Below are 13,941 nucleotides of genomic sequence, written 5' to 3' on the forward strand. Positions count from 1 at the left end.
GCCGGACCGCACGCCGGCATGATGCTGGCCGATCTGGGCGCCCGGGTCATCAAGGTGGAGAACCCGGGTACCGGAGACGACACCCGGGGCTGGGGCCCGCCGTTTGTGGGCCCCGAGGATGACTTGCAGTCCACCTACTTTATGTCCTGCAACCGCAACAAGGAGTCCATCAGTCTGGACCTCAAGAGCGGGGAGGGCAAGGCTGTGCTCCGCGGGCTGCTGGAACGCGCCGACGTTGTCATCGAAAACTTCCGTCCAGGCGTCATGGGCCGGCTGGGGTTCTCCCCGGCAGCCATGCATGCGCTTAATCCGCGCTTGGTGATCCTCTCCATCACCGGCTTCGGCCACGACGGGCCGGAATCGCAACGCAGCGGCTACGACCAGATTCTCCAGGGCGAGGCCGGCCTGATGTCCCTCACCGGTCCCGGGCCGGACGACCCGCAGCGCGTCGGCGTCCCCATCGCCGACCTGCTGGCCGGGATGAACGGGGCCATCGGGGTCCTGGCAGCGCTGGTGGAACGGGACCGGACCGGCCAGGGCAAGGTGGTGCGCACCTCGCTGCTGGCGTCACTGATCGGTGTCCATGCGTTCCAAGGCACCCGCACTACCGTGGCGGGCGAAGTGCCACAGGCCCAGGGCAACCACCACCCGTCCATCGCGCCCTACGGCCTCTTCGCCTGCAAGGACAGCGGCGTCCAGATCAGTGTGGGCAGCGAAAAGTTGTGGGCCTCCTTCGCGGATGCATTCGACCTGGAGAGCTCGCCGCGCCCGGCTTTGCCAGCAACGCCGAAAGGGTGCGGAATCGGGCCGGGGTGATCGCCGCCGTCGAACGCGTCTTTTCCGGCTACGGCGCCACGGAACTCCTCCAAAAGCTTAACGACGCCGGGATCCCGGCCGGGAAGGTCCGCTCGCTGGACGAGGTGTACGCCTGGGAACAGGTTGCCTCCCAGGGCCTTGTGGTGGACGTTATTCACCCGTTGCTGGGCAAGGTCAGCCTGCCCGGCCCGCCGCTGAGGTTCTTCGCACCCGGAGACGCTGCCGAAACCACCCTGACCGCACACGACGCGCCACCGCTGCTCAATGAAGACGGGCCGGCGATCCGGCAATGGCTGGGCCTCGTTCCCGTAGATACGGCTGCCGCCGCGGCGTCGGAGGCGAATTAGCATGGCCACAACAGAAAAAATGTGCCACCTGACTGCCGCCGAACTGCTGGACGCAGTCGTGGACGAGGGCTCCTTCTTCTCTTGGGATACTGAGCCGGAGCAACCCGTGGTATCCGCAGAGTATGCCCGCGACCTGGCCCGGGCGCGTGAGCGCAGCGGCGTCGACGAGTCTGTGATCACCGGCGCGGGGCTCATCCGTGGCCGACAAGTGGCGTTGGTTGTCAGTGAATTCTCCTTCCTGGCCGGTTCAATCGGCCATGCGGCGGCGCAGAGGATTGTTGCCGCCGTGGAGCGCGCCACCGCGGAGGGGTTGCCTCTGCTGGCCGGCCCCGCCTCAGGGGGAACGCGGATGCAGGAAGGGACGCTCGCGTTCCTCTCCATGGTGAAGATCACTGGCGCAGTCCGCGCGCACCGGAAGGCAGGGCTTCCGTACCTTGTCTATCTCCGTCACCCCACCACAGGGGGCGTCATGGGATCTTGGGGATCCCTGGGGCACATCAACGTTGCCGACCAGGCGCTCTATTGGGATTTCTTGGCCCCCACGTGTACGAAGCGCTCCACTCCGTACCGTTCCCGCAGAACGTGCAGGTTACAGAGAACCTGTTCAACAAGGGGCTGATCGATGGCGTGGTGAACACCGCCTCCCTGGCTGACCTGGTGAACCGGGCACTGCGCATCCTCATGCCCCACCGGTACCCCGTCCCATCGCTGGCCGCTCCCTCCACCCTGTCCCTCAGCCCCGCCGAGGTAGACGCTTGGACCTCCATCGGAATCACCCGCCAGCCGCGGCGGCCCGATCTCCGACAGCTCCTCAAGTACGGCGCCACCGACGCGCTGCCCCTAAGTGGAACCGGGCAAGGGGAGAAGGACCCCGGTCTGCTGCTGGCCTTGGCCCGGTTCGGCACCTAGTCCTGCATAGTCCTGGGCCACTCGCGCCCTCTGAGGAAGGACGCACCCGGCATGGGCCCAGGCTCCCTCCGGGAGGCGCGGCGCGGCATGAAGCTCGCCGAGGAACTGCGCCTGCCACTTCTCACGGTCATCCACACCGCCGGCGCCGCACTGTCCCAGGAGGCCGAGGAGGGCGGATTGGCCGGCGAGATCGCGCGGTCGCTGTATGACCTGATCGGACTGGAATCACCGTCCGTCTCGGTCCTGCTGCGACAGGGCACTGGGGGAGGGGCGTTAGCGCTGCTGCCTGCGGACCGCACAATAGCGGCGCAGCACAGCTGGCTCTCGCCGCTCCCGCCCGAAGGAGCCAGCGCAATCGTACATCGCACCACAGCTTTCGCTCCTGACATGGCGGAGGTACAGGGCGTGAACGTGGCATCCCTCTACGCCAGCGGCCTGGTGGACCACATCGTGGACGAACGCGACGCTGCACTGGAACCCCGTGAATTCTGCACACGGATGGCGCATGCGATCGAATACGAGCTCGCGTCCGTGGCTGGCGTCCCCATCTCGAAACTGGTGGCAGCCCGCGGACGGAAATACAGTAACCTGGGTGTTTTCTGACTGGCATTGGGGCCGCCTTGGCTGCGTCATGAGCCGCCGACGGACGCTGGCGCGCAGCTGAGGATGGGGCATAATCGGTGTTCGCCGACCCCCGCCGCACCAGCACGGCCTCCGGGTTCTCACACGTTACTGAGAAAGACACCCGTTGCTTCTTCTGTGTGGGGAGTACCCGGGCGCGGGTGTAGCAGGGCCTGGCAACGGGCGCCCGTCACACCGAGCAACTCGCTAACAAAACAGATTCGATAAAGCTGATCGGGCATGCACCCGAGCGGTTAGGGCATGTCGAGTCTGGTTTTGTAGGCGGTGTTTTTGTTGGTGTTCCAGCCGGCGATGATGCCAGCTCCGAGCATTTGGTCGGTGAGGCGTGCGAAGCGGTAGCCGGGGTCGGTGTCGAGGGCGAGTTGCATGTATTGGTGTGCTTTGGATCCTCGTCCTTCCCACCAGTTGATGTAGCCGATGGTGGTGAGGATGGGTGCTGCGTGTTGGGGGCTGGTTCTGGTGTAGGCGTGGAGGAGGAGTTGTTGGGCCCATTCGATCCGTGACCATTGAGGCGCGGTGTCAGTTTGGGCGAAGAGGATGTGTTGGGGTGGTTCGTTGATGCCGGGGATGTCGGCCATGAGTCGGTCGCGGATGTGGGGGAATTGGAAGTTTGCGATGAGGGTGGTGCAGTCTTCGTCGGTGGGGAAGTCGTTACTGTCGAGCATGCCCATCCAGAGTTGGCTGGCTTGTTGGGCAGCTTGATGGGGCGTCTGGGTGCGGATGGTGGTCATGCGGTTTTCGACGGCGGTGGCGTGGTCTGCTTCGCGGGTCGGCGTTGGAAGGACGATTTGGTTGGTGGGTTGGATGGTGCTGCCGCGGTAGATGAATTCGGCGTTGACGCGGCTGTACTCGGTAGTGCTGATGGGCAGGCTGATGTCTTGTCCGGGTTCACTGTCGTAGGGGGAGTAGGTGTCGTCGCTAACGAAGATGCCGTCGCGGATGGTGATGCCGTTTTCGGCGAGGACTCCGGTGAGTGCGGCGATGGTCGCTGCATGCGGTTTCGGTTGCCCTGTTTGGCAGTGCTGGGAGGTGTAGAGGGCGAAGACGATGCTCGTCGCGGTGGTGTCACTGGTGAGATAACTGCTGACAGTCCTGGCATAGGGGAGTTCTGTTCCCGGTTGGCGGGGTAGGTCGATGCGCAGGGTGGCGCCGACCTTGCCTTTATCCAGGGTGATGCAGACCAGGCTCTCCTCGGGCCAGAACCCTAGGGTGTGCCCGATGAAGCTGAGCAGGTCTGCCGGGTCTTTGATGGTAAGCGCATTCATTGCCCTTTTCCTTTGCACATGCGTTGCGTTTTTGGTCTTGTGGGCCGTTCTGATAGGGGCCGAAGTGCAACTCAGGAGACCGGGTCCGCCGCGTCAGTGCCCTTGCTAGGCGGAGTACCGTCCAGCGATGATCGGGATATCAGAATGACAAACAGCATTGTTGCTTCTGCCTATTCATGGGCAGGCTGATGCGCGGCGCCATGACGTGAGCTGCCATATTCTTCGGTGTGTGCCATCGCTTGGAGGGATCGCAGCACCGGGTCGGCCGGGGGTGCTTCCAGTCCCGACATATGCGCCGTTATCGGAATCCTCCGTGACGGACCATTAAACCTCAGCCAGTCCATGGACCGCAGCTCAGACCCTTTTGCACAGGCACGACAGGCGAAGGCGGGCTATCTCTGCAATATCCGGCCGGAGTCCGTTCTGTACGATCGAGCGGTCACAGAGCTGTTGCGGTCTGTCGGATGTTTGGGTGTGCGACTGCGTGCGGTTGGGGCGGTAGCGTCATGCGGACACTCCACCGACAACCGTGCATCGAGGCGTCGGTGCCATTGCCCGGATTCACGATGGCGGTACTCGGGAAGGACTAGCGCCCGAGGCGGGGTAGCTTCGCGGAATGAACTTCCTGGAGCCAAGAAGCGATGGGACGCTTCAAGGGGCGCGGCGGTTTAGCCAGTAAGTACAACCGCCACATCACGGCGCCGTCGGCGACGTGTCACGACGCGCCGTATCCCGGCGACACGCTGGTGATTAAATGTGGCTAAGTAGTCCACAGGGTGTGGATTTCATCTCTGACTTCGGCGGAATTACGGACATTTTTAGGAACCTGCCCTGTGGACGAGTGGTGGATTGAATGACATAGTTGTAATACATCATCTTGGGGTTCCGGCGAGACGCTTGCACTACATGTAGTGTCTAAGTGTGTCCTAGCGGCACGAAAAAGCCTCAGGGTAATCCCACCTTGAGGTTAGGGGCTACCGACTGAGGCTGTTTTCGTTCCCTTGCGACCGGGATGAGAAGAGCCTACATCCTCAAGACTTGCTCAAGAAATGTTCGGCGAGTCGTGAGGAGGGTCGGCGGTCACACCTATCTCTCAGGAGTGGTATGACAATTTCACTTGAACAAACAGGGTTTCGAGACCTCGAAGAGGTCCTGGGTGCCAGCATTTCCACGCTAGACATCACCGAGAACGAGAGGGTTCAGATTACCTCCCGTTATGAAAGCGTCGGGGAGATCCTGGACAAGCACTGGGCCGATTCACCTGCCAACAATCGGGTGTACGTACAAGGTTCATTCGCCCTCGGCACCATGACCCGAAAGTTCCACCGCAATGACGACGTCGACATCGACCTTGTCGTCCTGCGCGGAATTCAGGCCGCTTCGACCACTCAATCCGATCTGAAGGAAGACACCGGCGCGGGCCTCCGGAAGTTCGTTGCGGCGTCACAGCCCAAAGCCTCGCTGGCGGAAAGCGAGCGGTGCTGGACGCTCAAATACCCCGGCACGCACATGGACATCCTTCCCGCAGTTCCTGATACGTCGCCAGAGCGAGGGTCGGACGACGGCATCCTTATCACAGATCACGACGTAAGGGCTTGGCAACGTTCTGATCCCCGCGGTTACGCTTCGTGGTTTCGGCAAGTGACCCGCGAAGAGGTGATGCTGAAGGAAATACTTCTGGCGAAACGTGGTGTCGATGTAGATGCGGTTCCGGCCTGGACACGCAAGACAACGCTGCAACTAGCTGTGCAAGTACTCAAACGGCACCGGGATATCTACTTCACCGGCCGCTTGGAACAGCGGCCTTCGTCAATTGTCATCACCACCCTTGCCGCGCGCGCCTACCAGAGGGGCGAGAATCTCTTCGAGGTCTTGCAAGGCATCTCCGGCAGCTTTGTCGAACACATTCAAATGATCAATGGAAAGCACGTGGTCGCCAATCCCGTGATGCCGGAAGAGAATTTCGCGGACTGCTGGGCCAACGAGCGCTGGCGCGCTGCCGCGATGTTCGAGTGGGCAGAAGCGGTTTCCCGCGACGTCAACGCAATCGCTGCTCGTAGCGGCAACGATAATGTCCTCAAGGGGGTACGGATGGTACTCGGCGAGAATGCAGCATTGGCCGGAGCCCGTGCGCTAAGCACCCCGCTCGTTGATGCTCGCCAATCGGGATTCCTGCGCGCAGAGAGTGGCACAGGAGCACTGGCAATTGCCGGTGCAGCGACCGCTACACGACCGGTCCGGCCGCACATATTCCACGGAGGCGGGATGTGAGCCCCGGCCGTTTGAACCTCGGCCAACAAGCGTTGGGACTCAGGAGCATTTACCCCGACGGCTCGGTGTGGCTTGGTCCTAACAGCCTGGTTTGGAGGGGACGACTGAAGCCTTCAGAGTTGTCACGTGAATACATCATCGAGATCTCCCTCAAAGTCGGACATAACCCTGTTGTGAACGTAGTAGACCCACCACTGGAACCAAATGCTCAAGGCGTACTTCCCCATATATGGGACGACGGTTCGCTGTGCCTCAATAAGCCGGGACAATGGACCTCAAGGATGCACTTGGTGGACACGATCTTGCCTTGGGCTTCGGAATGGTTGTTCCACTACGAGATATGGAAAGGCACGGGGTTATGGTTCGGGGACGGGCCGGGTGCCGCATCCCAGGACGCACAGTTAGAGCTCTTGCACCCTGTGCCTAACAATATGCGTAAAGCCTAAACGGTCAAACAGTGTCATTTGCGTTGCTAAACCCCGCCGGGCCCAGCTTGCGCTCCTACTCGGAGATGCTCTCCGGGCCCGGCGTGGGAACGTACTACTTAGGATTGGGTGGACTTTGGTGGGTAGAGGTTTCTCCGGCAGGAGACTGGATCCGAACATGGACTTGATTCGTGAAGAATTTGGACGAGTAGCCTACACGCATAAGACTCACGAGAAGGCCCGGGAAGAATGTAGCCGTAAAGCGTTTGTCTCCCAGTGGGTTAATATCATCTTCAACGCCCTAACTTTCGGCGGAGTGCTGACAAGCCTCCAAAGTGAGAACCGGGCGTTTCTGTATGTGGCCTTGGCGTTTGCCACGCTGACAGCCGGATACACTCTGTATCAACTCAGCTTCAATCCGAGGCAGGAAGCTGTGGAGCATCGGGAAGCTGCCAAATCCCTACTCAGGATCCGCGACAGCTATGTCCACTTGTTAGCGGATGTAAAGGGGCACGCTTTGAGTGCCAAGGAGATTAGTCTCCGGAGAGAGGAGCTAAGTATCCGGGCGCAGGAAGTGTATTTCACAGCTCCAGATACGAGCTCAAAAGCGTATCGTTTGGCTCAGCGAGCACTGAAAGAGCAGGAAGATCTCACGTTTTCCGACGAGGAAATCGACAAGTTCCTGCCCCGAAACCTTCGCAAGAACACCTGTCGGCGCTAGCCGCAAGAAACCTGCACGGAGCGAAACCGCTGGCCGGATTCCTTTTGGCCAAGCACCGATCAATAGCGGTTGATCGAAGCTTCGTCCGCACTATGCCCACCCGAAGCTTGACGTGGCCGGGAGGACATCACCCCCTGGCTGGCTCCGGGGTTTGCCTGGCTCCCGGATAGCCCGCACTAGTTTCACACGGTGACAACAGCTGCAGCTGTGCGGGACTTCTTGTCAGTCGCCACGGTCGACCGAGGGCTACAGGGTAGGTCTCGGTCGGCGTCGCATAACTACGAATGAATGGGGAGTGTCCCGGTGCAGGTTGCGGTCCCTGCCAAGTCCGCCGAAGCATTGCGAGTTCACTCGCTCGTCGTCCTCGCATTTCGAAGCCGAATAGTTTGGCGATAGGGGACCATACGTCGCGCTTCTGGGCTGGACTTGTAGCTACGGAGGATCTGTCAATGAGGGGCCCGCCGAAGTTATCTGCCCGATGTGGGCTGCGTACTTCCAATGTCCAAACAGCGCCAAGTCAGGTGCTCTTGAACTTCAGCAGCCGCCACACAACTGAAGCCTGCGACAGGCCTATGCACCTCGATCCTGCCAGCGGGCCCCACTGACCTTTGACCTCGGCAGAAGCGCGTTGGCTTTGGATTAGACCCGGGCTACTCCTGTGCGCGACGATATGGGGAAGGACTTGCCTGCAGCTAATGCCGTTGCGCCTCCAAGTAACCGCCCAAGATCTAGGATCGATTCCTCATGCTAACTTGCGTTCCGGCGCCACCCCCTTACTTGGGCGGAACTCTTCGTTGCGACGGCCCAAACATCATCGTACAAACCGCATCGCGGCCCGATGGACTCACTTGGTTAGGCCAAGACTGGGGTGATTTCCCGACATGGTGTGCAGTTGTGGCCGCCGTGGCCGCCGCCATTTACGCCGCGCGGGCTTACCGTCTTGAACGTGGGCGTGACATTGCCGCGGAACGGATCGAGCTGCAGAGTCAGGCCAACAATGTGGCGTTCTGGATAGATATGGCATCCGGCAGGTGCGAGCTGTTCTACAAAAACTCAACAAATCAGGTTGTAGAGAAGACAGTTATGGAAATAGTAGAAGCTGAAAGCGGCCAAGTGGTTGCCGATTATGAGCTCGGACCTCTTGCGCCAGGAGCTTTCGGAAAGAAGTCTACCGATTTTACTAAGTTTGCTAGTCCCGTCGCGCTTCGAACCACGTTTCGTGATGCACAAGGAATCAGCTGGACGCGGTTCGCGGGCAAACTTGAGCCAGCGTCTGATGCCGAGCAGCCCCCGTGGTGGAAGTCTCTCAACGTTGACTCGGACAGGCTCTTAATGGCTCCAATTCCAGCCGTTCTGCTGGTCTTCTTCGAGGGTTTTCGCTATCTTGGCCGAACTTTCGTCCCGGTTTTTCAGGGCATCTTCTCAGTGTTTCGGGACATTGGTCGGTCGCTGATAAGTCTCTTTTGGAAGCGCTAGTTAAATAAAGCGTCCAACCAGACATGTAGGGTGGTTACCGTGGGCTCCGGTCCAAAGCGTACGACGGGATGAGCCTAGGATGGTTTTGACTCCCATCAACTTTGGGTAGCACGACGCCGTCGAGGGGACAACACCTTGGAAATTGCCCATCTCGTTCTCGAGTATCTGAAGGTTCTCGCCTGGCCGGCCACGGCGATCACCATTGTCTTCGTTTTCCGGGGACACCTGAGAGGAGTACTTGGCCGACTCACAAATGGGGAACTGGATGCTTTGGGTGTGAAGGTGCGGGTCGATTTGAGCAAGGCCCAAGCCGATGTTCAGAGGGCTGAGGATCGGGCGGGTTCTCCTCCCGCCGACAGCGTGGAAGATGACGCATTGCGTGAAGCACAAGTTCATCTTGAGATCGAATACAACGATTTTTTCAGCAAGGTGGAAAAACTGTTGTCCGCGCCTGAAGCGTCAGCTGAACGCATCGTTAGTTGGACTTTCATCGCCTATATCCAGACCGTCATTGAGTGCGCCAAGGCTTTGGGAATCGATCCGGTGAACAGCAGCTTTCCTGCGAACGATGTGTATGGCGCAGCTGTCCTGGAGCTAGAAGCAGCAGGCATATTCAATGATGATATGGCTAGAGCCGCTCAGCGGCTGATCCGAATCTACAGTTCTCAAAACCCCGATAGCCCGCCGCTTGGACGTGAAGTAGCTGACCTCTATTTCTCCACCGCCAAAGACCTTGCGGGGCTAGTCGTTACGACGACAAAGACTGCGATGCGACAGAAAGCTGCTGGCGTCGCAACAGCGCGTCGCTAACCCCGCAGGCGCTCAAGGGGCCGTTGCCGGTTAAGAGCTGGCAGGGAGTCTTAGCAGCTCGTCTACTCCCGCAGTCTTTACGCCGTTTACGGATGTTCTGTCGTCGGGCTGGCCGGTAGGCCTGGGTCATGTTCTTTGGTGCCGTCTCGGCCATGCACTTGATGAAGAAGGTGCTCGCACCGTGTCGAGTTATTCATCGTTCTGGAGTGCAGAGTGCCGTCGGGTTTTGGGTTGTTCTGCCGGCCGGAGGGGTCAGCCCTGGAGGTCGTGGCCTCACTTGGACCGGGAGATGCCATCCAGTATGCAATCTGCAGGATCGACGGCAGTGCAGATTTCCCTGCGCACACTATGAGTGCGCAGGGACGCGTTAAGTCTCCGATTTTGATGCTGGGTTGAGCAAAATGAAGTGTGGACAATGTCCACACTTTCCGCCTGGGACTGGCCCTACCGCCGCCGGACTGGCCTGGATGCATGTTTCCGCCACTTCCCAGTGTTTCCATGGCCTTGAATCCCCTTCGAGTCCCACCTCGGGCACTGTGTTGCCGCAGGTCAGGGGCCTATATGGCCCCTGACTGTTGACAAAGCCTGACTTTTCGGAAGTCTTCATGTTGCACAGCTCCGCATCGCTGGTAGCGAGCACTGGATCGGTGCAACCCCTGCGCAGAGCAGCTCAGACGTTTCCTCGAGAACTCAACCAGATTTCCTAGTGGCGTGAGAGCTGGGAACGAGGGCACGGGTAGTGCACGCACATCCGATGGGCCGGTCCCTGCTGCGGACTACGACGGCGGCAAAGCAGACACTTGGCGCGCACCGGGGAGTGCTGTTCCTGGACGAAGCGTCAAACCTATGACATACCCCAGTCTTGGTCAAGCTCTGAGTGCGCTTCTGTCGGGGGTGTTCGATAGCGTTGAGTCATGCGCGCTATCGATCTTGAGACCAGAGTCTTGACTGCTGTTGAGCAAATTCGCAAGGGGCAACAAGTCGAGCACGACTTCATAGAATGCAAGCGCAGTTGGCCCCAAGAGAACAAAGCGCGCCAACTAGCAGGTAGCCTCAACCGCGCTGGTGGCGACCCAGTCATCTACATCATTGGAATCGACGAAGATTCTGGGCAAATTTTTGATGTTTCAGGGACAGACGTGTTGGATTGGTGGAATCAGATTGGCCCTCAGTTTGATCAGACCGGACCGGAGTTGATTCGGCATATGCCAGTGGTCATCAATTCCGATGGTGAACAGGTCGTGGCATTGGCGTTCGCTTCCGATAGAGCACCCTATGTCGTCAAGGTCGGTGACAGTCCCAAACTTGAAGTTCCGATGCGAGAGGGAACCGGGACTCGGAGCGCCAAGCGCGATGAACTGCTGCGCCTGTTGATTCCGGCTGTTAGCGTCCCGTCAACGGTGATGTTAAAGGCGTCATTCAAGCTGCAGAGAGTTGAGACGACAATAGACTGGCAGCAAGTGGTGGACTTCAAGCCCAGCGGGGAGATTCGAATCTACTTCGAGCACAACAGTAGTGAGCCGGTGACGCTGCCCTCACATGGCATGAGCGCAAGTCTGATCGCTGATGGGTCAACTTCTCCGCTGCGTATTCGTCCGGCTCGCGGATTGGTTACTAATCCCGCTTCTGGACGGTACCTCGTGGGTCCGGTGGTGGACGGTGTTGCACTCGACGTACCAAAGGCGGTGTCTTTCGAACTGGAGTTCCCAGCATTTGATGAAGTGACCGCCATGAAGTTGCAGGCCGGCCAATCATTTACCTATGAGATTGAATTCGAAGTTCTGAATGCACAGAAAACTATAAGAGTCACAGCAGAGCTTTCACCCGATGACATCGACCCTCAGCGCCCAAATGTGCTGTGTGCTTGGTCCTATAAGCACCCTCGCTTCTGGCCAGCCGAATCCTAAATAGTCGAGAGATACTTTAGGTGTTGCCGAACAAAAATAGAGGGACGCCACTAGAACATGTGGACATCTTTAGGTAGGCAATAAGATCAATCTATTTCATTCACCTCCTATTTTACCAATTATCCCATTAGCAATAAATAGCATTCCCTCATAATACGGTGCAGAAGTGATCATATTCCCGTGATCACTCGCACCTAACCCTTGGAGGGGGTGAAAAAGATGGGATGCCTATCAAAGCGTACGTCGGACATCAGCGGAGAGATCGTCTCCGATGATGCTGTCAGCACCGTGGTTGTTCGCAGCCTTTACCTTCATAGCTTTAATTAGAACATATGTTCGAAGACCCTCTTGCTAGGATCATCCGTGTCGCGGTCAGCCAAGTCCGGCAGGTACGTCACTGACAGGGGTGCAAAGAGAAACCCGAGTTCAACCGTCAATGAGTCTGTTCAGATTGAAGCGGCTGCTTTTAGCGCTGCCACTAGAGTCTCGCGTGCCCTGAGGAACCAGCTCGCTCACGGCTTCACTAAGTCTCCTGCACCAGAGCCGATTATCGTCCGGGTCTACCTAGACACTGATGATGCCGTGACTGCTTTCAAAGCTATCCAGGCGCTGGAAGTTGTCCTGGCTGATGCTGGCTACGGTCGGACGAAGATAGAAAACGTCGACAGAGGATCGCTACGGCTGCGGCTCAAGGCATGGCTAGATGGCGACGATGGCCAGATTGCTCAGCAGGCAGCCAAGAACAAGCTGGGAGAAGCAGCGGTTATTGCTGATCGGTGGGCCAAGGACTTTACGGTCAATAAGCAGCGTGCCGAGATAAGTGCGATCAACGCCAACACCGCGTACCAGCTGATGGAGTCGGTCAAGGATGTTGAGAACGTGGCACTGCAGATGGATGAATGGCTGATCGTCAAGTACAAAGATGCCAAAGGCGAACCTATCTGCTCGGTTCGGAAGCTCACTGTCACTGAACTTTCGGTGCTGGACCGTAGTCCTGGAATCTTGAACAATCCAAGCAAAACACTCGACAACCTCTCGCTCTTGGCTTACGAGCAAGAGAACGGGCTAGCGGTTGAAAGCTAGTCCTAGCCGCTAGCTGCTACTGCATCGGGAGCCTTGGCTTCGGTCTTAGGCTCATTCTTCTTGTTCCAGCCGGGTACGCGCTCCAGTGCTTTGCTTGGAACCACGCCGGCTTTGATGGCCTCTGCCCCAATTTCTGTTGCTTCGTTCATCTTGTGAATGCCCTTGACGAAAAGAACGGTGCTTACGACAAGGCCAGTGATGCCGATTAGAAGGGCAAGCACGAAGTCACTGTTCCACATGTTCACGGCGGTTCCGACCGCTATGAAGAACAAGGGGAGGTGAATGCAGAACCTAAACTCAGCTTCGGATCTAGCTCGGTCGTAGTTGTTGAAGACACGCTCATTACCGGCTTGCAGAGCGGCGGCTATATCTGTTGCTTCTTCCAACAGGTCTCTTTTGATGTGCTCGATCAAGACCTCGTTGTCGTCACCAGGTTCGCGCTCGGGATCGAGGAAGTCGTAGTGCTTGCGGATAGGAACCAAGCTGTGACCCTGCTTGCCTGCGGTATATACGGCATCGATAGCGAGGAACTCCAGCAACTCCTCGCTTCTCCTGGTGTGGCCGCCCCGTCGAGGGTGCTCAGGTTGGCGAAGGTGGAGATTACCCCTCCACATCAACCGACGAATCCACTTGATCTTTCGCTTATCGTAGAACTTCGCGAGTCCAGCCTTGAACCAGTGGATTCGGACAGAGCCACGCCTCAGTTTGCGTCGGATGTCAGGCATGAGCAGAACGCCCAGCACATATGCGCTAAAGCTGACCACTCCCAGCACAAGGGTGGGCGATAGGTAATCTGACACCTGATTAAGGAGGCCAAAGATGCCGTCCTTGTCGTCCTTCTTTGGGATCGGCGTTCCGAGAAAGACCCATAACGCCGTGAGCCACAGGACCCCCGTCATCAGGGGAGTGCGGAAATCACGGAAGCCGGGCAGTATTTGGGCGAGCATTTATCCTCTTGGGATTCGCTGGGAGCGCTGAAAAGCCTAACACGTCTCTTTTAATCTATTGCTGTTTGTGTCTAAATAGGGGCAGGTATGGCAGGGCAGTCACGAAGTAAGAAGTCTACAACCAAGAAGCATTAGCCAGGAAAGTTGGACGGCCCAGTGAAGTTTTTCAGGCTCGAAGAACTCGACGGTACGGTGCCGCATTGTTGATTAAAATTGGCTTTAAAACAATTCGCTCTGTGTTACCTTCAGGATAGTAACTAGATAGGGCAATTGCAGACTTCACGTGGTAGGCGGAAAAGCAAAAGCAACCACAAGGCAACCA

General features: G+C 58.2%; 8 protein-coding genes and 2 pseudogenes. 8 read left to right on the top strand and 2 right to left on the bottom strand.

Features of this window, described 5'->3' with window-relative positions:
- Positions 1-21: 21 nt before the first annotated feature.
- Both BLW08_RS12430 and BLW08_RS12435 read left to right on the top strand, forming a co-directional pair.
- A pseudogene (locus BLW08_RS12430) lies at positions 22-1,163 on the top strand (CaiB/BaiF CoA transferase family protein).
- Position 1,164: 1 nt separating this feature from the next.
- Positions 1,165-2,675: pseudogene (locus tag BLW08_RS12435) on the top strand (carboxyl transferase domain-containing protein).
- A gap of 272 nt (positions 2,676-2,947) precedes the next feature.
- On the opposite strand, the gene BLW08_RS12440 reads toward BLW08_RS12435, so the two are convergent.
- Positions 2,948-3,979, bottom strand: a complete 1,032-nt coding sequence (locus BLW08_RS12440) for a DUF4192 domain-containing protein (protein ID WP_091325392.1) — start codon at positions 3,977-3,979, stop codon at positions 2,948-2,950.
- Between the two features lie 1,104 nt (positions 3,980-5,083).
- On the opposite strand from BLW08_RS12440, the gene BLW08_RS12445 reads away from it, so the two are divergent.
- The 6 genes from BLW08_RS12445 (at position 5,084) to BLW08_RS12470 (ending at position 12,672) form a co-directional block, all read left to right on the top strand.
- On the top strand, positions 5,084-6,250 hold the full coding sequence (locus BLW08_RS12445) for a nucleotidyltransferase domain-containing protein (protein WP_091325394.1): 1,167 nt from the start codon (positions 5,084-5,086) through the stop codon (positions 6,248-6,250).
- 603 nt (positions 6,251-6,853) lie between these two features.
- Entirely contained in the window at positions 6,854-7,396 is a 543-nt protein-coding gene (locus BLW08_RS12450; protein ID WP_091325395.1) for an SLATT domain-containing protein, read from the top strand.
- An 894-nt stretch (positions 7,397-8,290) separates the two neighbouring features.
- Positions 8,291-8,872: a hypothetical protein gene (locus BLW08_RS12455; RefSeq protein WP_091325397.1), complete on the top strand. Its 582-nt coding sequence runs from the start codon at positions 8,291-8,293 to the stop codon at positions 8,870-8,872.
- Positions 8,873-9,007: 135 nt separating this feature from the next.
- Complete coding sequence (locus tag BLW08_RS12460) at positions 9,008-9,682, top strand: hypothetical protein (RefSeq protein WP_091325398.1); 675 nt, start codon at positions 9,008-9,010, stop codon at positions 9,680-9,682.
- A 914-nt stretch (positions 9,683-10,596) separates the two neighbouring features.
- Entirely contained in the window at positions 10,597-11,589 is a 993-nt protein-coding gene (locus BLW08_RS12465) for a hypothetical protein (RefSeq protein ID WP_091325400.1), read from the top strand.
- 582 nt (positions 11,590-12,171) lie between these two features.
- Positions 12,172-12,672 carry a hypothetical protein gene (locus BLW08_RS12470; RefSeq protein WP_091325401.1) on the top strand — a complete coding sequence of 167 codons (501 nt, stop codon included), beginning with the start codon at positions 12,172-12,174 and terminating at the stop codon, positions 12,670-12,672.
- Positions 12,673-12,674: 2 nt separating this feature from the next.
- On the opposite strand, the gene BLW08_RS12475 is transcribed toward BLW08_RS12470, so the two are convergent.
- On the bottom strand, positions 12,675-13,619 hold the full coding sequence (locus BLW08_RS12475) for a hypothetical protein (RefSeq protein ID WP_091325403.1): 945 nt from the start codon (positions 13,617-13,619) through the stop codon (positions 12,675-12,677).
- Positions 13,620-13,941 lie beyond the last annotated feature (322 nt).

Source organism: Arthrobacter sp. cf158, from assembly GCF_900106835.1.
In the GTDB taxonomy this organism is placed as follows: Bacteria; Actinomycetota; Actinomycetes; order Actinomycetales; family Micrococcaceae; genus Arthrobacter.